Annotated in this window: 20 protein-coding genes and 1 pseudogene; 15 read left to right on the top strand and 6 right to left on the bottom strand. The window is 63.9% G+C overall.

Translation table 11 applies throughout. From position 1 onward, the window contains the following. Positions 1–9: 9 nt before the first annotated feature. From F753_RS35655 to crtB, 4 genes are read left to right on the top strand one after another with little or no spacing between them, the layout of a single operon-like run. Positions 10–1,296, top strand: a complete 1,287-nt coding sequence (locus F753_RS35655; RefSeq protein ID WP_023445216.1) for a glycosyltransferase — start codon at positions 10–12, stop codon at positions 1,294–1,296. Beyond that, the gene (gene crtY / locus F753_RS35650; RefSeq protein WP_023445215.1) at positions 1,286–2,455 is read left to right on the top strand and encodes a lycopene beta-cyclase CrtY; all 1,170 of its coding nucleotides are present in this window, start codon (positions 1,286–1,288) and stop codon (positions 2,453–2,455) included. The genes F753_RS35655 and crtY overlap by 11 nt, the downstream gene beginning before the upstream one ends. Next, on the top strand, positions 2,452–3,957 hold the full coding sequence (locus F753_RS35645; RefSeq protein ID WP_023445214.1) for a phytoene desaturase: 1,506 nt from the start codon (positions 2,452–2,454) through the stop codon (positions 3,955–3,957). Before crtY ends, F753_RS35645 begins: the two co-directional genes overlap by 4 nt. Next, positions 3,954–4,880, top strand: a complete 927-nt coding sequence (gene crtB, locus F753_RS35640) for a 15-cis-phytoene synthase CrtB (protein WP_023445213.1) — start codon at positions 3,954–3,956, stop codon at positions 4,878–4,880. Before F753_RS35645 ends, crtB begins: the two co-directional genes overlap by 4 nt. On the opposite strand, the pseudogene F753_RS35635 reads toward crtB, so the two are convergent. Further along, positions 4,840–5,392 (bottom strand): annotated as a pseudogene (locus tag F753_RS35635) (sterol desaturase family protein). The gene crtB and the pseudogene F753_RS35635 sit on opposite strands and share 41 nt — an antisense overlap. An 82-nt stretch (positions 5,393–5,474) precedes the next feature. Next, complete coding sequence (locus F753_RS35630) at positions 5,475–6,518, bottom strand: NAD(P)H-dependent flavin oxidoreductase (RefSeq protein WP_023445210.1); 1,044 nt, start codon at positions 6,516–6,518, stop codon at positions 5,475–5,477. Positions 6,519–6,653: 135 nt separating this feature from the next. Here F753_RS35630 and F753_RS35625 point away from each other — a divergent pair, with 135 nt between their 5' ends. Then, positions 6,654–7,493 (top strand): 23S rRNA (adenine(2030)-N(6))-methyltransferase RlmJ, encoded by an 840-nt coding sequence (locus F753_RS35625; RefSeq protein WP_023445209.1) that lies wholly within the window; start codon positions 6,654–6,656, stop codon positions 7,491–7,493. Positions 7,494–7,630: 137 nt separating this feature from the next. Here the strand turns inward: F753_RS35625 and F753_RS35620 are convergent, their stop codons facing one another. Next, entirely contained in the window at positions 7,631–8,605 is a 975-nt protein-coding gene (locus F753_RS35620) for a serine/threonine protein kinase (RefSeq protein ID WP_023445075.1), read from the bottom strand. 71 nt (positions 8,606–8,676) lie between these two features. Beyond that, positions 8,677–9,381, bottom strand: a complete 705-nt coding sequence (locus F753_RS35615; RefSeq protein ID WP_023445076.1) for a ComFC family protein — start codon at positions 9,379–9,381, stop codon at positions 8,677–8,679. Between the two features lie 93 nt (positions 9,382–9,474). Here F753_RS35615 and bioB point away from each other — a divergent pair, with 93 nt between their 5' ends. From bioB to F753_RS35565, 10 genes are all read left to right on the top strand, one after another. Continuing rightward, positions 9,475–10,533, top strand: a complete 1,059-nt coding sequence (gene bioB / locus F753_RS35610; RefSeq protein ID WP_023445077.1) for a biotin synthase BioB — start codon at positions 9,475–9,477, stop codon at positions 10,531–10,533. Positions 10,534–10,650: 117 nt separating this feature from the next. After that, positions 10,651–11,829, top strand: a complete 1,179-nt coding sequence (bioF, locus tag F753_RS35605) for an 8-amino-7-oxononanoate synthase (RefSeq protein ID WP_023445078.1) — start codon at positions 10,651–10,653, stop codon at positions 11,827–11,829. Further along, positions 11,822–12,547: an alpha/beta fold hydrolase gene (locus F753_RS35600; RefSeq protein ID WP_023445079.1), complete on the top strand. Its 726-nt coding sequence runs from the start codon at positions 11,822–11,824 to the stop codon at positions 12,545–12,547. Before bioF ends, F753_RS35600 begins: the two co-directional genes overlap by 8 nt. Beyond that, positions 12,540–13,355, top strand: a complete 816-nt coding sequence (gene bioC / locus F753_RS35595; protein WP_023445080.1) for a malonyl-ACP O-methyltransferase BioC — start codon at positions 12,540–12,542, stop codon at positions 13,353–13,355. Before F753_RS35600 ends, bioC begins: the two co-directional genes overlap by 8 nt. Next, on the top strand, positions 13,355–14,041 hold the full coding sequence (bioD, locus tag F753_RS35590; RefSeq protein ID WP_023445081.1) for a dethiobiotin synthase: 687 nt from the start codon (positions 13,355–13,357) through the stop codon (positions 14,039–14,041). The genes bioC and bioD overlap by 1 nt, the downstream gene beginning before the upstream one ends. 87 nt (positions 14,042–14,128) lie before the next feature. Beyond that, positions 14,129–14,377 (top strand): hypothetical protein, encoded by a 249-nt coding sequence (locus tag F753_RS35585; RefSeq protein WP_014818868.1) that lies wholly within the window; start codon positions 14,129–14,131, stop codon positions 14,375–14,377. A 373-nt stretch (positions 14,378–14,750) separates the two neighbouring features. Further along, on the top strand, positions 14,751–16,556 hold the full coding sequence (locus F753_RS35580; RefSeq protein ID WP_023445082.1) for a phenylacyl-CoA dehydrogenase: 1,806 nt from the start codon (positions 14,751–14,753) through the stop codon (positions 16,554–16,556). Positions 16,557–17,036: 480 nt separating this feature from the next. Further along, complete coding sequence (gene ltrA, locus F753_RS35575; RefSeq protein ID WP_017517123.1) at positions 17,037–18,458, top strand: group II intron reverse transcriptase/maturase; 1,422 nt, start codon at positions 17,037–17,039, stop codon at positions 18,456–18,458. A gap of 183 nt (positions 18,459–18,641) precedes the next feature. Continuing rightward, positions 18,642–19,931, top strand: a complete 1,290-nt coding sequence (locus F753_RS35570) for a GGDEF domain-containing protein (RefSeq protein ID WP_023445083.1) — start codon at positions 18,642–18,644, stop codon at positions 19,929–19,931. A 139-nt stretch (positions 19,932–20,070) separates the two neighbouring features. Next, positions 20,071–21,849, top strand: coding sequence for an acyl-CoA dehydrogenase C-terminal domain-containing protein (locus F753_RS35565; RefSeq protein WP_023445084.1), 1,779 nt, complete (start codon positions 20,071–20,073; stop codon positions 21,847–21,849). A 413-nt stretch (positions 21,850–22,262) separates the two neighbouring features. Here the strand turns inward: F753_RS35565 and msrA are convergent, their stop codons facing one another. Next, positions 22,263–22,910, bottom strand: coding sequence for a peptide-methionine (S)-S-oxide reductase MsrA (msrA, locus tag F753_RS35560; RefSeq protein ID WP_023445085.1), 648 nt, complete (start codon positions 22,908–22,910; stop codon positions 22,263–22,265). Between the two features lie 111 nt (positions 22,911–23,021). Then, entirely contained in the window at positions 23,022–25,694 is a 2,673-nt protein-coding gene (locus F753_RS35555) for a bifunctional diguanylate cyclase/phosphodiesterase (protein WP_023445086.1), read from the bottom strand. Positions 25,695–25,784: the final 90 nt, after the last annotated feature.

Below are 25,784 nucleotides of genomic sequence, written 5' to 3'. Positions count from 1 at the left end.
AGCCGCCAGATGACTCATTTCGCGGCAATCGCGCTGCCCTTTCTCAGCCACCTGCGCGCGTTCGAAGTAGTCGCCTGGGCGCTGACGCAGCGAGGCCACCGAGTGACTTTCGTCCAGCAGGCCGATGTCGCCGAGCTGTTGACGTTGCCCTCGGCCGGATTTGCCGCCATCGGTGCCGATTCCCATCCGCCGGGCAGCCTGGCTGCGGTGGTCCGCCGCGCCGCGCAACCGGGGCCGTTCGGCATCCGCCGGGTCATCGCCGACATGGCAGCGAGCACCGCAATGCTCTGTCGCGAGTCGCCGGACGTGCTGCGTTCGCTGAAGGTCGACGCCGTGCTGGCCGACCAGATGGAGCCGGCGGGGGCGCTGGTGGCCGAGCATCTTGGCCTGCCGTTCGTTTCCATCGCCTGCGCCTTGCCGTTCAACCGCGAGCCGCTGGTGCCCTTGCCGGTGATGCCCTGGCGCTACCGGGCGACCGACTGGGGCGAGCAGCTCAACCTGCACAGCAGTCGTGTCTACGACCGCCTGATGCGCCCCCACGCCGAGGTGATCCAGCACTACTGTCAGGCGTTAGGCCTGGCGCCGCGCTCGACCTTGAGCGAGTGCCTGTCGCCGCTGCTGCAGGTCAGCCAGACGGTGCCAGGTTTCGACTTTCCGCGCCGCCAGCTCCCGGCGAATTTTCATGCTGTCGGGCCGTTGCGTCGTCCGCTGGAAAACGAAGCCGAGCTGAACCTGCCAATCGATCCGGCGCGGCCGTTTGTCTTCGCCTCGCTGGGCACCCTGCAGGGACATCGCTATACCTTGCTGCGCAATATCGCCAGCGCCTGCAAGCCGCTCGGCGTACAGCTGTTGATCGCCCATTGCGGCGGGTTGAATGCCGCGCAAGCGGCGCGGCTGCAGGATGAGGGGGCGTATTGGGTCACCGACTTCGCACCCCAGCGGGCGGCATTGGCCAGGGCTGCGGCGGTCATCACCCACGCCGGGCTGAATACCGTGCTCGATGCGCTTGAGGCCGGTGTGCCGATGCTGGCGCTGCCGATTGCCTTCGATCAGCCGGGTGTCGCGGCGCGTATCGAACATGCCGGCGTCGGCCTGCGCCTGCAGCCGCAACTGGCGAGCCCGGCGCGGATCGGTCACGCATTGCAGCGGTTGTTGAGCGAAGGCGAGTTTCGCCGGCGGGCGGCACAGCTGGGCGCAGAAGTGCGGCAGGCTGGCGGCGTCGTTCGTGCCGCCGAGCTGATCGAGGCTGCGCTCGGGACAGATGGGCAACGGCTGGAGGTGGCGAGTGGCGCTTGATGCGGACCTGATCCTGGTTGGCGGCGGGCTGGCCAACGGCCTTTTGGCCCTGCGCCTGCGTCAGCAGCGGCCTGATCTGCGCCTGCTGCTCGTCGAGCAGGGCGACACCCTGGGCGGCAATCACACCTGGTCGTTTCACCAGCACGATCTGACGCCGGCTCAGCACCGTTGGCTGGAGCCCATGGTGAGCAAGCGCTGGCCCGGCTATGAAGTGATCTTTCCCGACCTGCAGCGCCGGCTGGGCAGCGGTTACGCGAGCATCTTCTCGGAGCGCTTTCACCAGTACCTGATGCCTGAACTGAGCGATGGCGTGCGTTTGCGCACCACCGTTGCCAGCGTGGAGCCACAAAGGGTGCGTCTGGCCTCGGGGGACATCCTGCAGGCCGGCGCCGTGATCGATGGACGCGGCGTGCGCCGGACCGATCAGCTGGCCCTCGGATTTCAGAAATTTCTCGGCCAGGAATTGCGCCTGCAACAACCGCACGGCTTGCAGGAGCCGATCATCATGGACGCCAGTGTTGCCCAGCTCGACGGCTATCGCTTCGTCTATGTGCTGCCGCTGGATGCGGACACCCTGCTGATCGAAGACACCTATTACGCCGACGGCGCTACCGTGGCCCCGGATACGCTGCGCGAGAACATCGGCAGCTACGCCAGTGCGCGCGGCTGGACCATCGCCGAAATGCTGCGCGAGGAGCAGGGCGTGCTGCCCATCGTCCTCTCCGGTGACCTGCCGGCTTTCTGGGACGAGGCGCGCGGTGTGCCGCAGACGGGGCTGGCCGCAGCGTTGTTCCATCCCACCACCGGCTACTCGCTGCCCGACGCGGTGCGTCTGGCCGATCACCTGATCGCGCTGGACCGCTGGGATGCCGCCAGCCTGTTCGAGGCGATCCGCGACTACTCGCTGGCGCAGTGGCGCCAGCGCGGCTTCTTCCGACTGCTCAATCGCATGCTGTTCATGGCCGGTCCGGCGGATCGCCGCTGGGCGGTGATGCAACGTTTCTATCGCCTGCGCGAACCGCTGATCCAGCGTTTCTATGCGGCCAAGCTGACCACCCGCGACCGCTTGCGCATCGTCTCGGGCAAGCCTCCTGTTCCGCTAGGCGAAGCGCTGCGCGCGCTCGCCGCCCATAATCTGCATCGCAAGGATTACCGATGAACCAAGCTAAACGAGCGGTGGTAATCGGCGCCGGCTTCGGCGGGCTGGCGCTGGCCATCCGACTGCAGCGTGCCGGCGTCCAGACCACCTTGTTGGAGAAGCGCGACAAGCCTGGTGGCCGCGCCTACGTCTATCACGATCAGGGCTTCACCTTCGACGCCGGGCCGACGGTGATCACCGATCCGCCAGCGCTGGAAGAACTCTTCAGCGGCGCTGGCAAGCGCATGGCCGATTACGTCGAGCTGCTGCCGGTCAGCCCCTTCTACCGGCTGTGCTGGGAGGACGGCTACAGCTTCGATTACGTCAACGACCAGGCCCAGCTGGATCGGCAGATCCATGCGCTCAACCCCCGTGACGTCGCCGGCTATCAGCGCTTTCTCGCCTATTCGCGCGCGGTGTATGAAGAGGGCTACGTCAAACTCGGCACCGTGCCCTTCCTGTCGTTCCGCAGCATGATCGGTGTCGCCCCGCAGCTGGCCAAGCTGCAGGCCTGGCGCAACGTGTACAGCATGGTGGCCAAGTTCGTGGAGAACGACCGGCTGCGGCAGGCGCTGTCCTTTCACTCGCTGCTGGTCGGCGGCAACCCCTTTGAAACCTCGTCAATCTACGCGCTGATTCATGCGCTGGAGCGCCAGGGCGGCGTCTGGTTTCCGCGCGGCGGTACCGGTGCGCTGGTACAGGGGATGGTCCGGCTTTTCGAGGACCTGGGCGGCAAGCTGGAGCTGAACGCCGAGGTGGCGCGCATCGAGCTGGCCGAAGGGCGGGCGAAGGCGGTGATCACGGGTGACGGTCGGCGCTTCGATACCGATGCGGTCGCCTCCAACGCCGATGTGGTCAACACCTACAAGCAGCTGCTCGGGCATGAGCAGCGTGGTCGCGATGAGGCCAAACGGCTCTCCGGCAAGCGTTTCTCGATGTCGCTGTTCGTCATCCATTTCGGCCTCAAGCGCCGCCATGAGCACCTGCAACACCACACGGTGTGTTTCGGGCCGCGCTACCGTGAGCTGATCGACGAGATTTTCAAGCGTGAGACCCTGGCCGATGATTTCTCCCTCTACCTGCACGCGCCCTGCGTCACCGATCCCTCGCTGGCGCCGGAAGACTGCGCCAGCCACTACGTGCTGGCGCCGGTGCCGCACCTGGGCACGGCAGATATCGATTGGGCGGTGGAGGGGCCGAAATACCGCGACCGCATTTTCGAGTACCTCGAGCGGCACTATATTCCCGGTCTGCGCGGTGATCTGGTGACCCACCGCATCTTCACCCCGCACGATTTCCGCGACGAGCTCAACGCGCACCTGGGTTCGGCGTTTTCGCTGGAGCCGATCCTCACCCAGAGCGCCTGGTTCCGCCCGCATAACCGTGATGACGTGATTCCCAACCTCTATATCGTCGGCGCCGGTACCCATCCGGGCGCGGGCGTTCCGGGCGTCGTGGGCTCGGCCAAGGCCACCGCCGGGTTGATGCTGGAGGACTTCATGTTGGGGGAGCAGGCCGGATGAATGACAAGGTCATCGATCATTCGACCCAGGCAATCAACGTCGGCTCCAAGAGCTTCGCGGCGGCGGCAAAGCTGTTCGACGAGCGCACTCGCCAGAGCGCCGTGATGCTCTACGCCTGGTGCCGTCACTGTGATGACGTGATTGATGGGCAGACGCTGGGGCATGGTCAGGTCGAGGGTGATCGATCGACTGGCGAGGCGCGGTTGGCCGAGCTGGTTGACCTGACCGGACGCGCCTATGCCGGCGAGCCGATGAGCGATCCGGCTTTTGCGGCGTTCCAGCAGGTGATTCAGCGGCACCAGATCCCCCGTGAGTACCCGCTGGAGCATCTCGCCGGCTTTCGCATGGACGTGCAGGATTACCAGTACCGGACCCTCGACGACACCTTGCTCTACTGCTACCGGGTTGCCGGCGTGGTGGGGCTGATGATGGCGCGGGTGATGGGCGCCGAAGCGGAGCCGACGCTGGATCGCGCCTGTGACCTGGGCTTGGCCTTTCAGCTGACCAACATCGCCCGCGATATCGTCGAGGATGCGCAGATCGGGCGCGTCTACCTGCCGGCCGAGTGGCTGGCCGAGGTGGGCATCCCTGAAGATCAGGTCGCGCTACCTGAGCATCGTGCGGCATTGGCCACGCTGGCAGCGCGACTGGTGGATCTGGCCGAACCCTACTATCAATCAGCATCTCAGGGTTTGCGGGACCTGCCGTTACGCTCGGCCTGGTCGATCGCCACGGCGCATGGCGTCTATCGGCAGATCGGCGTCGAGGTGAAAGCGCGCGGCGCGGCGGCCTGGGATGCGCGGGTGTCGACCAGCAAAGGGCAGAAGCTGCAGTTCCTGCTGGGTGGCGGGGTGCTGGCGCTGGCCTCGCGGCGGATGCAGGTCAGGCCGCGTCCTGACGGTCTTTGGAGGCGTCCTCGCTAGCGCTAACGCTCGCCTTGCGCAGCGGCCCGTCATGCAGTTCTCGCAGCTGCTGCTTGAGCACCGGCAGCGGCGGCGCGTAGAGGAAGCCGAAGGACACGCAGCGCTCCTTGCCTTCCACCGCATGGTGCATGCGGTGCGCCTGATACAGCCGCTTGAGATAACCGTTGCGCGGCACATAGCGCAGCGGCCAGCGATGATGGACCAGCCCGTCATGGGCGACGAAGTAGAGAAAGCCGTAGGCCGTCATGCCAGCGCCGATCCATTCCAGCGGGTGATAACCGGCCGTGCCGAGGGCGATCAGCAGGATCGGGGGCGATCAGCAGGACCCCCACGCCAGCGAACACCACCGCATAGAGGTCGTTCTTCTCGAACCAGCCGCTGCGTGGCTCGTGGTGCGACTTGTGCCAGCCCCAGCCCCAGCCGTGCATCACGTACTTGTGTGCCCACCAGGCAAAGACTTCCATGCCGGCCAGGGTGGCCAGGAAGACGAGCATATTGGTCAGTGGGCTCATGGCGGCGTTCCGTGTGACGTGCGGTCGATTCTACGCTCCGTCACGGCGGCTCAGGGCTCGCCGCGACGGACTGCGTAATGACTCAGGCCCGCCAGCCGGCCGCAAGTTCACGGGTCAGCTGGCCGGCAGGGATTTCCCGGCAGCCGCTGACGTTCTGCCCGGCCCACAGCGGCGTGCAGTGATCCAGGCCCTGCTTCTCGGTTTGGGCGCGCAGCGCGCCGATGGCGTTGCCGGCCAGCGGGAAGGGGGGCACGCCTTCGGGGAGCGGGCCCAGTTCGCGCATGATGCGGTTGACGATGCCGCGCGCCGGGCGCCCGCTGAACAGGGTGGTCAGCGCGGTATGCGCTGCCTGCGGGCTCTTCAGCGCGGCGCGATGCAACGCATTGGTGCGGCTCTCCGGGCACAGCAGGTAGGCGGTGCCCAGTTGCACACCAGCCGCGCCGAGGGTCTGCGCTGCAGCCACGCCCCCGGCATCGGCGATGCCGCCGGCGGCGACCACCGGCACGTTCAGCGCGGCGACCAGTTGCGGCAGCAGGGCAAAGGTGCCGAGCTGGGTGGTCAGGTCCTCGCTAAGGAAGATGCCACGGTGGCCGCCGGCTTCCAGGCCCTGGGCAATCACCAGGTCGACACCGTGCTGCTGCAGCCAGAGGCCTTCGGCGGCCGTAGTCGCGGTGGAGGCGATCTTCGCCCCGGTGGCGCGGGCGCGTTGCAGCAGATCGGGCGCCGGCAGGCCGAAGTGGAAGCTGACCAGCGCCGGCTTGTGCCGCTCCAGCACCGCGGCCATTGCCGCATCGAACGGCTGGCGGGTGGCGCCGGTGGGAATGCCTGCCGGGTCGATGGCGAACTCGGTGAACATGGGTGCGAGCATCCGGTGCCAGGCGTCGAAGGCCGTCGGGTCGGCGGCTGGCGTCTGGTGGCAGAAGAAGTTGACGTTGTAGGGTCGGTCGGTCAGCGCCTCGATGGCGGTCAGCTCGGCGTCCAGCGCCTCGGCATTGAGCATGCCGGCCGGGATCGAGCCCAGCCCGCCGGCCTCGCAGACCGCCGCGGCCAGCAGGTGATTCTGCGCGCCGGCCATGGGCGCCTGGATGATCGGGTGCTCGATGCCGAAAAGATCGCGCAGGTCCATGAGGTCAGCTCCGTTCAGTCGTCGTGGGTGGGCACTGTAGCCCTAGTCGGTGGCCGGGGAAAACGACGCCGGTCATGCCGGACCTGCGCGGCGCAAGGCGGACGGGTAAACTGCGCGGCTCTCGAGGAGGATCAGATGAACTACCGCCACGCCTTCCATGCCGGCAACCACGCCGATGTGCTCAAACACCTGGTGTTGAGCCGGATCTTCGCCCTGCTGTCGCGCAAGGAGGCGCCCTTCGCCTACCTCGACAGCCATGCCGGCGTCGGCCTCTACGACCTGGCCGGCGACCAGGCCAGCCGCACCGGCGAGTGGCTGCAGGGCATCGCCCGCATCTGGCAGGCCGAGGCGCACCCGGCGCTGCTCGATGACTACCTCGGCGTGATCCGCCAGCTCAACCCGGGCGGGGCGCTGCGCTATTACCCCGGCTCGCCGGAGCTGGCGCGACAACTGACCCGCGAGCAGGATCGTCTGCAGCTCAACGAAAAGCATCCCGAGGACGGCGCGCTGCTCAAGGACAACATGGCCGGCGACCGCCGCGTGGCCGTGCACCGCGGCGAGGGCTGGCATGTGCCGCGGGCCCTGATGCCGACGCAGGAAAAGCGCGTGGTGTTGTTGATCGATCCACCGTTCGAACAGGCCGACGAACTGAGCCGCTGTGTGACGGCGCTGAAGGAAGCGCTCGGCCGTATGCGCCAGACCATCGGCGTGATCTGGTATCCGATCAAGGACGAGCGCCAGCTCAAGCGCTTCTATCAGGACCTGGCGCGCAGCGGGGCGCCCAAGTTGCTGCGTGCCGAACTGTTCGTCCACCCCGCCGACGACGCCAGCCGCCTGAGCGGTTCGGGTCTGGCTATCGTCAACCCGCCGTGGGGGGTGGAGGAAGAGCTGCGTGAGCTGTTGCCGTGGCTGGTCGAGCAGCTGGCGCAGAGCCAGGGCAGCTGGCGGCTGGACTGGCTGATCGAGGAGGCCTGAGTCGCGGAGACCGCCACCGTGTGGACGTCCACACGGTGGATCGATAAAGCGCGATCCACCCTACGCAGACGCCGGGATTCGTAGGGTGGATGTCGCTTTTCACATCCACAGTCACGGGTCCGCAGCCACACCATGCCTCAGAACAACCTGAGCGGCTCTTCCTGCAGCGCCGATATCTGTTCGCGCAGGATCAGCACCTGGTCGCCCCAGTAACGCTCGCTGCCGAACCAGGGAAAGCTCATCGGAAAGGCCGGATCGTCCCAGCGGCGGGCGAGCCAGGCGCTGTAGTGCATCAGCCGCAGCGCGCGCAACGCCTCGATCAGCGGCAGCTCGCGCGGGGCGAAATCATGAAATTCGTTGTAGCCGTCGACCAGTTCGGCCAGCTGACCAAGACGTTCATGGCGCTCGCCGGCGAGCATCATCCACAGGTCCTGCACCGATGGGCCCATGCGGCAATCATCGAGATCGACCAGATGAAAGGCATCGTCGCGGGCGAGGATGTTGCCCGGGTGGCAATCGCCATGCAGGCGGATCGGGGTGAAGTCTGTGTTGGCGAAGACGTCTTCGACCCGCTTGAGCAGATCGCGTGCCACCGACTCGTAGGCCGGCAGCAGGCTTTTGGGCACGAAGCCGCCTTCCAGCAAGCTATTCAGCGAATCGTGGCCGAAATTCTGTACGTCCAGGGTTTCGCGATGCTCGAACGGCCGGTTTGCACCTATCGCATGCATCCGCCCCAGCAGCTGGCCGAGACGATAGAGCTGGTCGAGATTGCCCGGCTCCGGCGCGCGACCACCGCGGCGTGGAAAGAGCGCGAAGCGGAAGCCCGCGTGCTCGAATAGCGTCGTGCCGTTGCGTTCCAGCGGCGCCACCACCGGCACCTCGTGCTCGACCAGTTCCAGGCTGAACTGGTGCTCCTCGAGAATCGCCTCGTTGCTCCAGCGACCGGGCCGGTAGAACTTGGCGATCAGTGGTGTCTCGTCTTCGATGCCCACCTGATAGACGCGGTTCTCGTAGCTGTTGAGCGCCAGCACGCGGGCATCGCTGAGATAACCGATGCTTTCCACAGCGTCGAGGACCAGGTCCGGCGTGAGTGTATCGAAGGGATGAGACATGACCGGCTCCGCAGAATAGACCGATCAGTGTATTGCACCGGGGCTTTTAAACAACCGCGCGTCCGCCGCTATCAGTCGCCTGGCTTGGGCGTGCGTGCCAGGCAGTAGACGTCCACTCGCACCGCACCCGCACGCTTGAGCAGTCGCGCCAGCGCCTCGGCGGTCGCACCGGTGGTCAGCACGTCGTCGATCAGCGCCAGATGGCGGCCCTTGATGTCGTTGCCCGGCGCCAGGCAAAACGCCTGGCGCAGATTTCGCCGTCGCGTGGCGGCGTCCAGTTGCTGCTGCGGGGGCGTATCGACGACGCGTTCCAGCAGATGCTCGTCGACCGGCAGTTTCAGCGCGCCGCCCAGCCACTGGGCCAGCATCTGCGCCTGATTGAAGCCGCGTTGGCGCAGGCGTCGGCGTGCCAGCGGCACGGGTACAAGAAGGTCCGGCTGCGGCAGCCCGTCGGTGAATGCATGTTGCAGATGCAGCGCCAGGCGCTCGCCAAGCAGGCGGCCGAATGGCCAGCGCGCCTGGTGCTTGAAGCGGGTGATCAGCGCATCCACGGGAAAGGCGAAGCGCCAGGGCACCTCGACGTGGTCATAGCTTGGCGGCCTTTTCTGGCATTCGCCGCAGACCAGCCCGCGTGTCGGCAGTGGCACGGCACAGGTTGCACACCGGCCATCGAGCCAGGGCAGTTCGGCTTCGCAAGGGCCGCACAGTGGGTGACCGTCGCAAGGTTCATCGCACAGCAGGCAGTGCTGTATATTAATTGACCAGTTGTAAACCATGATTCCTTTCCTGGTTGACAGCGTATCGAGCTTGGCTAAACATTCCGCATCCGTGCCAGGCCGCCGAGCCGCTATTAATTACAAGGAATGCCCATGAGCGCCACCTCCGCCTCTATTATTACGCGTCACGATTGGACCCTCGCCGAGGTCAAGGCGCTCTTCGAGCAACCCTTCAACGATCTGCTGTTCCAGGCGCAGACCGTGCACCGCCAGCACTTCGATGCCAACCGCGTGCAGGTTTCCACGCTGCTCTCGATCAAGACCGGCGCCTGCCCGGAAGACTGCAAGTACTGCCCGCAATCCGGCCACTACAACACCGGCCTGGACAAGGAAAAGCTGATGGAGGTGCAGAAGGTGCTGGAGGCGGCGGCCGAAGCCAAGGCCATCGGCTCGACGCGCTTCTGCATGGGTGCCGCCTGGAAGCACCCGTCGGCCAAGGACATGCCCTACGTGCTGAAGATGGTCGAAGGGGTCAAGGCGATGGGCCTGGAAACCTGCATGACCCTCGGCAAGCTCGATCAGGAGCAGACCAAGGCGCTGGCGGCGGCGGGGCTGGACTACTACAACCACAACCTCGACACCTCGCCGGAGTACTACGGCAACATCATCACCACCCGCACCTACGGTGAGCGTCTGGAGACGCTGAGCTACGTGCGCGAGGCGGGGATGAAGATCTGCTCCGGCGGCATTCTCGGCATGGGCGAGTCGCTGGACGATCGCGCCGGCCTGCTGATCCAGCTGGCCAACCTCCCGGAGCACCCGGAATCTGTGCCGATCAACATGCTGGTCAAGGTCAAGGGCACGCCGCTGGCCGAAGAGCAGGACGTCGATCCGTTCGACTTCATCCGCATGCTAGCCGTGGCGCGGATCATGATGCCGAAATCCCATGTGCGGCTGTCCGCCGGTCGTGAGGCGATGAACGAGCAGATGCAGGCCCTGGCCTTCTTCGCTGGTGCCAACTCGATCTTCTACGGCGAGAAGCTGCTGACCACCGCCAATCCGCAGGCGGACAAGGACATGCAGCTGTTCGCGCGTCTGGGCATCAAGCCGGAAGAGCGCCACGAGCATGCCGACGAAGTACACCAGGCGGCCATCGAGCAGGCGCTGATCGAGCAGCGCGACAGCAAGCTGTTCTACAACGCCGCGGTCTGATGATCGGGTCCGGTGGATGAGTGCGGCATCGGTTGCACGCATCCGCCGCTGGCCAGGCCAACCCATTTGCAGGCTGGATGACCCGCGCGTGGTCATCCATCTCCTCTCGGTGCACCCATGAGCTTCGATATCTCCGCCCGTCTCGCCGAGCGCCGCGCGGCCCATCTCTATCGTCAACGGCCGCTGCTGGAAGCGCCGCAGCAGCCGGAGGTGATGGTCGATGGCGACCGCCTGCTGGCGTTCTGTTCCAACGACTATCTGGGCCTCGCCAATCATCCCGAGGTGATTGACGCCATGCAGCAGGGCGCTGCGAAGTGGGGTGTGGGCGGCGGCGCCTCGCATCTGGTGATCGGCCACAGCACGCCGCATCACCAGCTCGAGGAAGCCCTTGCCGAATTCACCGGCCGACCACGGGCGCTGCTGTTTTCCACCGGTTATATGGCGAATCTGGCTGCGGTGACGGCGCTGGTCGGGCAGGGCGATACGGTGCTGCAGGATCGCCTCAATCACGCCTCCCTGCTCGACGCCGGTTTGCTCTCCGGCGCGCGCTTCTCGCGCTACCTGCACAACGATGCCGAAAGCCTCGCCAAGCGCCTGGAGAAAGCCAGCGGCAATACTCTGGTGGTGACCGATGGCGTATTCAGCATGGACGGCGATCTCGCAGAACTGCCGGCGATTTGTGCCACGGCGAAGCAGCGTGGCGCCTGGGTGATGGTCGACGATGCCCATGGCTTCGGTCCGCTGGGCGCGACGGGCGCCGGCATCGTCGAGCATTTCGGTCTGGGCATGGATGATGTTCCGGTACTGGTCGGCACGCTGGGCAAGGCGTTTGGCACCGCAGGCGCCTTTGTCGCCGGTAGCGAGGAGCTGATCGAAACGCTGATCCAGTTCGCGCGACCGTACATCTACACCACCAGCCAGCCGCCTGCGGTGGCCTGTGCCACACTGAAAAGCCTGGAGCTTTTACGTAGCGAGGGCTGGCGCCGCGATCAGCTGAACCGGCTGGTGGCGCGTTTCCGCGAAGGCGCGGTGCAGATCGGCCTGACACTGATGGCCAGCCCGACACCGATCCAGCCGGTGCTGGTCGGCAGCAGCGAACGGGCGTTGAGGCTGTCGGCATTGCTGCGTGAGCGCGGCATCCTGGTCGGCGCGATTCGCCCACCAACCGTTCCGGCCGGCAGCGCACGGCTGCGGATCACCTTCACGGCGAGCCACAGTGAGGGACAGCTGGACCGCCTGCTGGAAGCGCTGGCCGAGTGCTGGGCCCTGTTGCCCAAGGAGAACGAGGATGCGTGATCGACTGATTCTTCTGCCGGGCTGGGCGTTCAGCTCGGCCGCCCTTGAACCCCTGGCCGAGCTATTGCGCGACCGCGAGCCACGGCTGCAGGTCGACATTGCCCCGCTGCCGACGCTGGATCGCCCCGAGGCCTGGCTCGATGAGCTGGATGCGCGGCTGCCCGTCGACAGCTGGCTCGCCGGTTGGTCGCTGGGCGGCATGCTGGCGACGCAATTGGCCGCGCGGCGTGGCGACAACTGTCCGGGGCTGATCACCCTCTGCAGCAATCCCTGCTTCCGCAGCCGTGACGACTGGCCGACGGCGATGCCTGCCGAAGCGTTCGATGCCTTCGAGGAGGCCTTCCGACTCGGGCCGGATGACACGCTCAAGCGCTTCAGCCTGCTGTGTAGCCGCAGTGCCTACGATCCGCGGACGCTGGCGCGGCAACTGCAGGTTAGCCTGCTCGAGCAGCCTTCGTCAGTGGCTGCCGCCGGGCTGCGTCTGCTCGCCGAGCTGGACGGCCGCGAGGCGCTGCAAGGTTATGTGGGGCCACAGCTGCATCTGTTCGCCGATGGTGATGCGCTGGTGCCGGCGTCAGCGGCAGATGCGCTGCTGGCCTGTCTGCCGGATGTGGAAGTCGATGTGCTGGCCAATGCCAGCCACGGCCTGCCGCTGGAGCGTGCCGACGACGTGGCGACGGCAATGCTGGCGTTTATGGGTGATGGCGAGGATGACTGAAGCATCGCTCAGCGAGCGTCCGCCGGCGCGGTTGCCTGATAAGCGCCAGGTCGCGGCATCGTTTTCCCGTGCTGCGGGCAGTTACGACAGCGTCGCCGCGCTGCAGCGACAGGTTGGCAATCAATTGCTGGCCCGACTGCCCTCCACTCGGCAACCTGGCCGCTGGCTCGATCTTGGCAGCGGCACCGGCTACTTCTCCCGCGTCCTGGCTGCGGCCTTTCCGGAGGCCGATGGCCTGGCACTGGATATCGCCGAGGGCATGCTGCGCCATGCACGGCCGCAGGGCGGCGCACGGCATTTCGTCACCGGTGACGCCGAGCGGCTGCCGCTGCGTGATGGCACTGTCGACCTGATCTATTCGAGCCTGGCACTGCAGTGGTGCGAGGATTTCGCCAGCGTGCTGAGCGAAGTGCGGCGGGTGCTGCGTCCGGGCGGCATCTTTGCCTTCACCAGTCTGTGCAGCGGTACCCTGCAGGAGCTGCGGGACAGCTGGCAGGCGGTGGACGGCTTCGCTCACGTCAACCGCTTCCGCTCGCGGGAGGCCTACCAGACGCTGTGTAGGGGCTGCGGTCTGGGATTGGCGAGTCTCGAAGTGCGCCCGGAAGTGCTGCATTTCCCCGATCTGCGCCAGCTGACCCATGAGCTCAAGGCGCTGGGTGCGCACAACCTGAACCCGGGTCGCCCGGATGGACTGACCGGGCGTGCACGCATCCGCGCGCTGGTCGAGGCCTACGAAGGATTCCGCCGTCCCGAGGGGCTTCCGGCGACCTATCAGGTGATCTACGGCATTCTGCACAAGGAGCCATGATGCATCGCGCTTTCTTCATTGCCGGCACCGATACCGATGTTGGCAAGACCACTATCGCCGCGGGCCTGCTGCATGCAGCGCGCCTGGCGGGGTTGTCCACCGCGGCGGTGAAGCCGGTCGCCTCAGGCTGCGAGCGGACCGAGCAGGGTTTACGTAACAGCGATGCGCTGGCCCTGCTGGCCGAGTGCAGCCTTGCGCTGGACTATGCGACGGTCAATCCGTTCGCGTTCGAGCCGGCCATTGCCCCGCACATAGCCGCCCGCGAAGCGGGTGTCGAACTGACCGTCGCTCGTCTGATCGAGGCCGTGCAACCGGTAATGGCCCGGCAGGCCGGCGTCACTCTGGTCGAGGGCGCGGGAGGCTGGCGAGTCCCGCTGAATGCGCGTGAGTATCTGTCGGCATTGCCCGCGGCGCTGGGTTTACCGGTCATTCTCGTAGTAGGGGTGCGCTTGGGTTGTATCAACCATGCGTTGCTCAGTGCCGAAGCGATCGCCCGCGACGGGCTGGCGCTGGCTGGCTGGGTGGCGAATATCATCGACCCTGCCACGTCGCGGCTGGATGACAACCTCGCCACGCTCGCTGAGCTGCTACCGGCACCCTGCCTTGGCCAGGTGCCTCGCCTCACTGCGCCAACGGCGCGTCAGGTCGCGCGCTACCTGACGTTGCCCGCGTTGCAGCCGGTGTGAGCGGACGCGCATTGCGGCGACTCGCGCCTTGCGGTACGTGTCGGCATCTGCTTGAATGCTGGCAACCTGATAGCGCGTGGAGTCACCATGCAAATCACCAATAATCTTCTGGGCGCGGGCCTCAGTGCCTACCAGGGCGGTCAGCAGCGCGTCGAGCAGGCCGCTTCGTCCATTGCCTCCGCCAACGCGCCAGTGCTGGGCAACTCCCAGGCGGTCACCGAAATCACCGAGCAGCTAATCCAGTTGAAGGTCGGTGAACACAGTGCCAAGGCAGGTGCCCGTATGATCCAGAGCGCTGACGAAGTCCTCGGCACGCTGATCGATACCCAGGCCTGATCGCGTACTCCGGCGCTCATCGATTCTCCTTGCTGATTCGAGTCGTCATTCATGCGCTCGGCCAGCTTCGCTTTCTCCTTCCTGCATCTTCGTATCCGCCAGTCAGCTCGGCAGGCGCCGGGCTTGCTGCGTCTTTGCAACATCAGATTTCCTGTTCCCGAATTCGCCAGGCGTGGCCTTCGCTCGACCTGAATTTGGCTGATTCAGCCGATAAGTGGTGCCCTGTTCCGCGCTTGACATCGCTCAGGTCGAAACGTATGTTTCAAACGCCTGTTTGACCCTTCGGGCTGGTAGTCCGACGGTCGAAATCGAATTCAGATGGCTGGGTCGCCCGGTCAGCTTGTTACAAGAACTCACCGCTGAGGTTTACGCTATGCCCGACTACAAGGCCCCCTTGCGCGATATCCGTTTCGTACGTGACGAGCTGCTCGGCTACGAAGCGCACTATCAGAGCCTTCCGGGATGTGAAGACGCCACCCCGGACATGGTCAACGCGATTCTCGATGAGGGCGCGAAGTTCTGTGAGCAGGTACTCGCTCCGCTGAATCGCGTCGGCGACATCGAAGGCTGCACCTGGAGCGAGTCGGGCGTGAAGACACCGACCGGTTTCAAGGAAGCTTACGAACAGTACGTGGCAGGCGGCTGGCCGAGCCTGGCCCATGACGTCGACCACGGCGGTCAGGGTCTGCCCGAGTCCCTCGGTCTGGCGATCAGCGAAATGATCGGTCAGGCCAACTGGTCCTGGGGCATGTACCCCGGCCTGTCTCATGGCTGCATGAACACCATCGCTACCCACGGTACCGACGATCAGAAGCACACCTATCTGAGCAAGCTTGTGTCCGGCCAGTGGACCGGCACCATGTGCCTGACCGAGCCGCACTGCGGTACCGATCTGGGCATGTTGCGCACCAAGGCGGAGCCCCAGGCCGACGGCAGCTACAAGCTGAACGGTACCAAGATTTTCATCTCCTCCGGTGAACACGACATGGCCGAGAACATCGTCCATATCGTTCTGGCTCGCCTGCCCGATGCTCCGGCTGGCACCAAGGGCATCTCCCTGTTCATCGTGCCCAAGTTCCTGCCCAACGCCGAAGGCGAGAAGGGCGAGCGCAACGGTGTGAACTGCGGATCGCTTGAACACAAGATGGGCATCCACGGCAACGCGACCTGCGTCATGAACTTCGACGGCGCCACCGGTTTTCTGATCGGTCCGCCGAACAAGGGCCTGAACGCGATGTTCACCTTTATGAACACCGCACGTCTGGGTACCGCGCTGCAGGGTCTGGCACATGCCGAGATCGGTTTCCAGGGCGGCATCAAGTACGCTCGTGAGCGCCTGCAGATGCGCGCGCTGAGCGGCCCCAAGGCGCCGGAAAAGCCAGCCGACCCGATCATCGTGCATCCGGACGTGCGTCGCATGCTGTTGACCATGAAGGCGTTCGCCGAGGGCAACCGCGCGATGGTCTACTTCACCGCCAAGCAGGTCGACATCGTCAAGAACAGCCAGGATGAAGAGCAGAAGAAGCAGGCCGACACGCTGCTGGCCTTCCTCACGCCGATCGCCAAGGCGTTCATGACCGAAGTGGGCTTCGAAGCTGCCAACCACGGCGTGCAGATCTACGGTGGTCACGGCTTCATCGCCGAGTGGGGCATGGAGCAGAACGTGCGTGACGCGCGTATCTCCATGCTGTACGAGGGCACCACCGGTATCCAGGCGCTGGATCTGTTGGGCCGCAAGGTGCTGATGACCCAGGGCGAGGCGCTGAAGTCCTTCACCAAGATCGTGCACAAGTTCTGCCAGAACCAGGAAGGCAACGAAGCCATCAAGGAGTTCGTTACCCCCCTGAATCAGCTGAACAAGGAGTGGGGCGAGCTGACCATGAAGATCGGCATGGCGGCCATGAAGGATCGTGAAATGGTCGGTGCGGCGTCGGTCGACTACTGCATGTATTCCGGCTACGCCTGTCTCGCCTATTTCTGGGCTGACATGGCTCGGGTTGCTGCCGAGAAACTGGCTGAGGGCACCTCCGAGGAGGCGTTCTACAAGGCCAAGCTGCAGACCGCGCGATTCTACTTCCAGCGCATCCTGCCGCGTACCCGCATGCATGTCGACGCCATGCTGTCCGGTGCCGACAACCTGATGCAGATGGCTGAGGAAGACTTCGCTCTCGGTTACTGACGGGTTGAGGTTGTAAAGAAAAGCCGCTGCTTTGCAGCGGCTTTTTTGTGGTGCGCCAGGCATGGCGCGTAGCGCCGTGACTGGCGCTGTCGGGTTCACTGTGGTGGTGAGCCTGGCGACTTGGAGGTGAAAGTCCTCTACACACCCGGCAAGGGGAAGTGTTAGCTGAAGGCAAGGGTGTCGCGGGCGACTGCGAATCTGAAGGAAGCCCGAGGCAAAATGCTGGCCTGACGAACAGGAAGCGGATGAGGCGGCGCAGCGGGGTGAGGTGGCCATAATCGCCAAAGCCCGATACTTGCACGGAACGCTGCGACGTAGATCCGACAGGCATAAGCAGGAAGGTCGCGCGAATTACCCTGGGAGATCTGTACGCTTGCCATTGTGCTACCGATTGTCGAGAGGCGACGGGATGGGCGTGCAGAAGTCAGCCGAGGCCGTAGTAAGTGGCGGTCAACCACGCCATCAAGGGCCGAACAGGTCATGCCGCCAGTAGGCGTCAGCGTCTCGTCGATAACCGAAATGCAGAAATTTCTCCAAGAGAAGACTGTCACCCCGAGTCCCGGCCAGAGGCCGAGGATGACGCCTGACAGCGCAGAGGTATCGGCGGCGTCGGTGACGTGGATGAACGCGGAGCCGGACACGCTGATGGAGCGGGTGCTTGCACCGGCGAATCTCAAGCGTGCGTATCAGCGCGTGGTCAGCAACAAGGGGGCGCCGGGTGCCGATGGCATGACGGTCGCCGACTTGGCAGGCTACGTGAAACAGTATTGGCCCATCCTGAAGGTCAGGCTGCTGGCAGGTGAATACCATCCCCAGGCAGTGCGGGCGGTCGAAATTCCCAAACCGCAGGGCGGTATGCGGCAACTGGGCATTCCCAGTGTCGTGGATCGCCTGATCCAGCAAGCCCTGCTGCAACAGCTCACGCCGATCTTCGATCCGCTGTTCTCGGACTATAGCTACGGCTTCCGTCCGGGCAGAAGCGCTCACCAGGCTGTCGAGATGGCCCGCACCCATGTGGCGGCGGGTCATAGGTGTTGCGTGGAACTCGATCTGGAGAAGTTCTTTGATCGGGTCAACCACGACATCCTGATGTTCTGTGTTGAGCGCCATGTCGAAGACAAACAGGTGCTCAGACTCATCCGCCGTTACCTCGAAGCGGGCGTCATGTCGGACGGGGTTGTCAGCCATCGGCAGGAGGGGGCGCCGCAAGGCGGCCCGCTTTCGCCGCTGCTGTCGAACATCCTGCTCGATGAACTCGACCGTGAGTTGGAGCGGCGAGGCCATCGCTTCGTGCGCTATGCCGATGACGCGAACATTTATGTCCGTAGTCCGCGTGCTGGCGAACGAGTGCTGGCCAGTGTCGAGCGGTTCCTGAATCACCGTCTGAAACTGAGACTGAATCGGGACAAGAGTCGCGTGGCTGGGTCGTGGAAATGCGACTACCTGGGGTATGGGATGAGTTGGCACTCGCTGCCTAGACTGCGAGTGGCAACCATGAGCCTGCGCCGTGTGCGCGACCGTCTCAGGGAACTGCTGCGAGGGGTGCGGGGCCACAAGATGGCGAATGTCATCGAGCGGGTAAACCCGGTGCTGCGAGGCTGGGCAGGCTACTTCAAGCTCAGCCAGAGCAAGCGTCCACTGGAAGAGCTGGATGGCTGGGTCAGGCACAAACTTCGCTGTGTCATCTGGCGGCAATGGAAGCAGCCCTCTACGAGGGCGCGCAACCTGATGCGCCTGGGATTGAGCGAGGAGCGTGCCTGCAAGTCGGCCTTCAATGGCCGAGGCCCGTGGTGGAACTCAGGAGCGCCGCATATGAATCAGGCGCTGCCGAAGAAGCTATGGGACAGACTTGGACTGGTCTCGATACTGGATACGATCAATCGGCTTAACCGCATGGCCTGAACCGCCGTGTACGGAACCGTACGCACGGTGGTGTGGGAGGACGGCGGCCGTGAGGCCGCCTCCTACCCGATCCCGATCCAGACGTTGTACTGCTTTTGCCGCATCTTCGCCGGTATTTCGGCTGCACAACTGGGAGCAAGAAGGCAAAATGCTAGCTTTTCTCGGCAGCATGCCGGAGTTGCCGTGTCGCGTACCGTCCCGCCTCGCTTCAGCCATTTTCTCGCGCCATTGGCCCTGTTGCTCGGCGGAGAGGTCATCGCGCGTCAGGTTTCGCTGAACGAGTTCTTCACGTCGCTCTATAACGTCCTGCCGACCGTACTGCTGTTGCTCGGCGGTGCGCTTTGCATGATGTACGGCCGCATCCGCGAGCTGTTTCTGCTGCTCTGCGTCTATCTTGCCTATTTCCTCCTCGATATCCACGCCGATCACTACCGGGCGCATGGCACTCTGCTGGACGATGCTGCACTGACCTTTCATCTCTGCAGCTTGCTACTGCCGCTGCTTTACGGCCTGTATGGCGTGTGGCGAGAGCGCAGTCACCTGGCGCAGGACGGCCTGGCCCGTGCCGCCGTGCTGTTTGCCGTCGGCGTCGTCGCCGTGGCGCTGGCAAAGCGGTTTCCGGAAGCGTTACATGCCTGGCTGGTGGTGATTCGCTGGCCCGCGCTCAAGGCCGACTGGCTACCGCTCATCCAGCTGGCGTATCCGGTGTTCCTCGTGGCGCTGGTATTGCTGATCGTCCAGTACCTTCGCCAGCCGCGACCTTCCCATGCGGCGCAGATCATCGCGCTGCTCGGCATTCTGCTGATGCTGCCGCAGACGTTCAGCCGCTATGCCGCCCTCAACATTCTGAGCAGCCATGTGCTGCTGATGCTGGTGACGGCAATCGCTCATGAGGCTTATCTCATGGCCTTTCGTGACGAGCTGACCGGCCTGCCTGGGCGTCGCGCTCTGAATGAGCGACTGCAGCGCCTGGGGCGGCAGTATGTGCTGGCGATGGCTGATGTGGACCACTTCAAGCGCTTCAACGATACCTATGGTCACGACGTCGGTGATCAGGTGCTGAAGATGGTTGCCAGCCGGCTGCGCAAGATCGGCGGCGGTGGGCGCGCCTATCGTTATGGCGGTGAGGAATTCACTCTGGTATTTCCTGGGCACAGTATCGAGGAGTGCCTGCCGCACCTCGAGGCGGTACGCCAGTCGGTGGAGGCTTATGCCCTGCAGCTGCGTGACGCAGACAATCGGCCGAAGGATGATCGGCGCGGCCGTATGGCCCGGGGAGCGGCGTCGGCGAACCAGGTCTCGGTGACCATCAGCATCGGAGTGGCGGAGCGACAAGGCGAGCAGCGCAGTCCGGAAGAGGTGATCAAGGCCGCCGACCAAGCGCTGTACAGTGCAAAAAAAGCAGGAAGAAACTGTTTGCGAGCGCATGGCAGTGGCCGCGGCGCGGTGCGCATGGCCGAGCATTCGCGTTAGGGTTGCATCGGTATTGATAGTGACTGGTCAAAACTATCTGGTCATAAAAAGACGCTTAATCCTGTCCTGGTTATTCGGTTAGACTCGCTGGAAACGGCCCATAGTGGCCGCAACCCAGTGTCTTGCGAGGAACCTTGCCATGGCTGACTACCAAGCGCCGCTGCGCGACATGCGTTTTGTCCTGAATGAAGTCTTCGACGCGCCGAAACTCTGGCAGTCGCTGCCAGCGCTGGCCGAGGTGGTCGATGCCGAGACGGCCGATGCAATTCTCGAGGAAGCTGGCAAGATCACCGCCAACAGCATCGCGCCGCTCAACCGCAGCGGTGACGAAGAAGGCTGCCGCTGGGACGCCGGGGCGGTTTCTACGCCCGCCGGCTACCGCGAGGCTTATCAGCTATACGCCGAAGGCGGCTGGGTCGGTGTCGGTGGCGATCCGGCGTTCGGCGGGATGGGTATGCCCAAGGTCATCTCGGCTCAGGTTGAGGAGATGATGAACTCCGCCAGCCTGGCCTTCGGCCTCTATCCGATGCTGACGTCCGGCGCCTGCCTGTCGATCTACGCCCACGCCAGCGAGGAGCTCAAGCAGAAGTACCTGCCGAACATGTATGCCGGTGTCTGGTCCGGCTCAATGTGCTTGACCGAGCCGCATGCGGGCACCGATCTGGGCATCATCCGCACCAAGGCCGAGCCTCAGGCCGATGGTTCCTACAAGGTCAGCGGTACCAAAATCTTCATCACTGGCGGTGAGCACGACCTGACCGAGAACATCATCCACCTGGTGCTGGCCAAGCTGCCGGATGCGCCAGCTGGCTCCCGCGGCATCTCGTTGTTCCTGGTGCCGAAGGTGATGGTCAACGAGGACGGCACCCTGGGTGAGCGCAACTCGCTGTCCTGCGGTTCCATCGAGCACAAGATGGGTATCCAGGCCTCGGCGACCTGCGTGATGAACTTCGACGGTGCCACCGGCTGGATGGTCGGCGAGCCGAACAAGGGCCTCGCAGCGATGTTCACCATGATGAACTACGAGCGTCTGGGCGTCGGTATTCAGGGCCTGTCGACTGGCGAGCGCTCCTATCAGAGCGCCATCGAGTATGCCCGCGAGCGTATCCAGAGCCGCGCACCGACCGGACCGATTGCGCAGGACAAGGCAGCCGATCCGATCATCGTGCATCCGGATGTGCGCCGCATGCTGCTGACCATGAAGGCGTTGAACGAGGGTGGTCGCGCGTTCTCCAGTTATGTCGCGCTGCAGCTCGATATCGCCAAGTTCAGTGACGACGACGAGGCGCGACTGCGAGCCGAGGCGCAGGTGGCGCTGCTGACACCGGTGGCCAAGGCTTTCCTCACTGACATGGGGCTGGAAACCACGGTACATGGCCAGCAGATTTTCGGCGGCCATGGCTTCATCCGCGAGTGGGGCCAGGAGCAGCTGGTGCGTGACTGCCGCATTACTCAGATCTACGAGGGCACCAACGGCATTCAAGCGCTGGACCTGGTTGGGCGCAAGATCGTCGGCAGTGGTGGCACCATGTATCAGGCCTTCGTCGATGAAATTCGCGCATTCATCGCTGATGCCGGTCCGGAGCTGGCGGAGTTCGCCGAGCCCCTCAAGGCTGCCATGGACAATCTGGATGAGCTGACCGCCTGGGTTATCGATCAGGCCAAGGTGAATCCGAACGAAATCGGCGCCGCCTCGGTGGAGTACCTGCACGTGTTCGGCTACACCGCTTATGCGTACATGTGGGCACGCATGGCGGCGACGGCATTCGCCAAACAGGATGAAGGCGACTTCTACCAGAGCAAGCTGGGAACCGCGCGTTTCTACTTTGCTCGCCTGTTGCCGCGAATTCATTCGCTGAGCGCTTCGGTCAAGGCCGGAAGCGAGTCGCTGTACCTGCTCGACGCTGCTCAATTCTGAGAAGCCGCGGCTTAATCTAAAGGCAATATGAAATTATTTGGCCATGACGCGGAACGATTAAGCCGCCCTTCAGGTCATAAAAACCGCACCATGTAAGCCTGGACTTACAGCACTGCATCAAGGATGACGCGATGTAGGAAAAGGCTTACAAGGCGTGATGCACAATGGCTACTACAGGCTCACAAGGTCTGACGGTAATCTACTGCTTAAGGACGTGGCGCATGGAAAGCGCAAATCAATAAAACGGACCACACAGGGAGCGGCGCCAGGATGGCGCGCGATCATGGATGTCAGGATTCAGTCTGCAGAGCCCCGCTTCGGCGGGGTTTTTCTTTTCTGCTTAGTTCTTATGCCAGCAGTCAGTCATTCAGGCGGCCTTGCGACCGCTTAGGCTTAGCCCGACTGTTCCGGCATCAATTCGGCAGGCACACACCGGTCCCACCAAGCCCGCAATATCCCCCAGGATTCTTTGCCAGATACTGCTGGTGATAGGCCTCTGCGTAGTAGAACGGCGGTGCATCGTCTACCTCGGTGGTGATGGCCGGAAAGCCCGCTGCGCTTAGTTGTCGCTGGAAACGTTCACGGCTTGCCTCTGCCTCGCGGCGCTGCTGTGCATCCATGCAGTAGATCGCCGAACGGTACTGGCTGCCGACATCGTTACCCTGCCGCATCCCCTGGGTCGGGTTGTGTGCCTCCCAGAAAACGCGTAGCAGCGTGCCGTAGTCGATCTGCTGAGGATCGAAGACCACCAGTACCGCCTCCGTATGCCCGGTAAGCCCGGAACAGACTTCATCGTACGTCGGGTTCGGGGTCAGGCCTCCGGCATAGCCGACAGCCGTTGTCCACACTCCCGGCTGCTCCCAGAACCGGCGTTCCGCTCCCCAGAAGCAGCCCATGCCAAACACCGCCTGGCAAAGGCCTGCTGGAAAGGGTGGCTGCAGCGGGTTGCCATTGACGTAGTGGGCGGGGGGGACCGGTACGGGTGTCGAGCGGCCGGGCAAGGCCTGCTCGGCGGTGGGCAGTGCCTGTTTGTTGATCAGAATCTGCGAGCGTAGCGACATGCGAGCCTCGAGCGGGGAAGGTGGCTGACAAGCTAGGCTACAAAAGCCCGGGAGCCAGTGAAAGCGCCACGGCTACCACGCGTCGCAGAGTTCTGCGCAAACGGCTGGCACTCAGCACCATTGGGGGTAGCGGCGCAGAGCCTCGGTCAGGATGTTGCCGGGGATCGGCTTGTCGAACAGGTAGCCCTGACCGATATCACAGCGATGACGACGCAGGAATTTCAGCTGCTCCGGTGTTTCGATTCCTTCAGCGACGACCTTCAGGTGCAGCTTGCGGGCCATGGCGATCACTGCCGAGGTGATCTCCACGTCGTCCTGGTTGCCCGGGATGTCCTTGATAAAGCTGCGATCGATCTTGATCACGTCGATGGGGAATTTCTTCAGGTAGCTCAGCGAGGAATACCCCGTGCCGAAGTCGTCCATGGCCAGCGTCAGGCCGAGCGCCTTGAGGCCGATCAGCTGCTGTCGGGTTTCCTCGGTTGCTTCGAGCAGGAGGCTTTCTGTCAGCTCCAGCTCCAGCTGCGCGGCGGGAAGTTGCTCTTCGAGCAGAATTGCGGCGATCGTGCCAAGCAGATCCGGATCCGAGAACTGCTTGGGTGAAAGGTTGATTGCGATCTGGGGCGTGCCAAGGCCTAGCGCTGACAGGGTGACGCCCATCCGGCACGCCTCCCGCGCGACCCACTTGCCGATCGGGATGATCAGCCCGGTTTCTTCCGCGACGCTGATGAACTGATCCGGGCGGATCATGCCCTTTTCCGGATGGTTCCAGCGCAGCAGCGCTTCCAGCCCCTGCAGCCGGCCGGTATGCAGGCATAGCTTGGGCTGGTAGAACACTTCCAACTCGTTCTGCAGCAGCGCACGGCGCAGGTTGTTCTCGACGAACAGCTTGTAGTTGGCTTCGGCATGCAGGGCTTCGGTGAATATCTGCACCTGGTTCTTGCCGTTCGCCTTGGCCTTGTGCAGCGCTTGCCCGGCATGCTTCATCAGCGTTTCCGGGTCACGCCCGTGCTGGGGCGAGCACGCCAGCCCCAGGGACCCGCTGACGCTGATCAGCTGCTTGTCGACGAATAGCGGCTTATCGAGGATGCGCAGCACCTGGTCTGCCAGGCGGACGCCTTCGTCCAGTCCCTTGTCATCGAACAGCAGGGCGAACTCGTTGCTGGCAAAGCGTGCCAGTACGGCCTGCTGGCTGAGTCCGTTGCGCAGTCGCCGGGCAAGGCTGGTGAGCAGCTTGTCGCCGGTCTGGTGGCCGAGGCTGTCGTTGATGCGCTTGAAGTTGTCGATGTCCACCAGCAACAGGCAGAGCCTGGGCTCGGCCCCGGCGGCAAAGCGCTCCTCGATGCTGCGAATGAAGTACGGGCGATTGCCCAGGTTGGTCAGGTTGTCGGTGTAGGCCAGGCGCTCGATATGCTGATGCGCCAGTTTGCTGCGGGTGATGTCCTCGTAGATGCCGATGTAGTGGGTCAGCGCGCCTTCTTCATTGAAGACCTTGGAGATGGAAAGCTGACCCCAGTACGGCTCGAGGTTCTTGCGTCGGGAGCGGAACTCGCCCTGCCAGCTGTTGCTGTGGGCAAGTACCGAAGAGGTGTCGAACAGCAGCTCGCCGAGGTTTTCCAGAGCCTTCAGATCGGCCAGACGCTGACCGCGTACCTCGGCTGAGGAAAACTGGCTGATGACGGTGAATGCCGGATTCACATATTCCACCCGGCCTTCTCGGTCGACCAGGATGAAGGCGCTGGCGCTCTGTTCCACGGCGCGCTGGAACAGGCCGAGCATATGGGTTGCGCTGAGCCGCTGCTGATTGGCCAGCACCTGCGCATACTGATCGGCCAGCTCGCCGGCGAAGGCGATCTCGTCGGCCTGCCATGCGCGCGGTTTGCCTGTGTGTTGCAGGCTGAGAACGCCGATTACCTCCCCACCGACTCGAATGCTGGCGTCCAGGATCGAGCGAACGCCCTGCGGGCGATAGATAAGCTGGTCAAGTTCGCAGGTGCGGTGATCCTGGGACACGTCCTGCGCATCGACGGCGCGACCGCTCTGCAGCGCCTGCAAGTAGCGGGGAAACGGTGCGAGTTCCAGGGCTGAGGGCGTTTCGTAATGGTCGCTGTCGAGTCGGTAGCACGACACTGGCTCCAGGCGCGTGCCGTCCAGATGCCAGATTGTCGCGCGGTTCAGCTCGTACACTTCGCAGGCGGCCTGAGTGATCAGCTGTGCCGCTTCCAGTTCCGGATTGGCGGAGCCGTAGCGATGCCGAGCCAGCCTGACGATCAGGCTCTGCTGGGTGCGCGAACGCAGCATGTGCTCGATGTGTTCGTCTTGGGCTTGCTGATGTTGCTGCAGCGCCGTGCGCAGTCGGGCGTTCTGCGCCCTGAGATCCTGATCCGATTCAGGCTGGCGTCCGGGCATCAGATAGCCCCTGAGCAGCTCGCGACCATACTGCTGGCAAACTTCGCCGAGTTCGGTGATGTCCTGCACGCCGTCAGGCGTGTGCAGTCGATAGCTGACTGAATAGTGGCTGCGGCCTGTCAGTTGTTGCTGAATCTCTTCGTGTAGCTGGTGACGGACGCTGGGCTCCATCAGGCTGGCGTAGGGGGCGTCGACCAGGGAGCAAAGGTCGCCGGCGGAAACACCGAGATAACGCTCGCAAGCGGGGTCGAGAAAAAGCAGTGTCCAGCTGGACTCGTTCAAGCGCTCGAAACGCAGCATGCCGAGCCGTGAAGGCACTGGCAACTGCGTCACAACCTCGGTCGCCAGACGGCTGGCGGCATCGGTATGTATTTTCATCGAGCGGTTGGCTTCCAGTATGCTCCACGGAGTCGGGCTGGCCTGTGCTCCAGGCGCCGTTCCAGCGAAGGACGATGGCTAAATAATATT

Origin of the sequence: Stutzerimonas chloritidismutans AW-1, assembly GCF_000495915.1 — a bacterium.
In the GTDB taxonomy this organism is placed as follows: Bacteria; Pseudomonadota; Gammaproteobacteria; order Pseudomonadales; family Pseudomonadaceae; genus Stutzerimonas; species Stutzerimonas chloritidismutans.
Note: the sequence above shows the minus strand (reverse complement) of the source record. Positions and strands in the feature narration are given on the sequence as shown.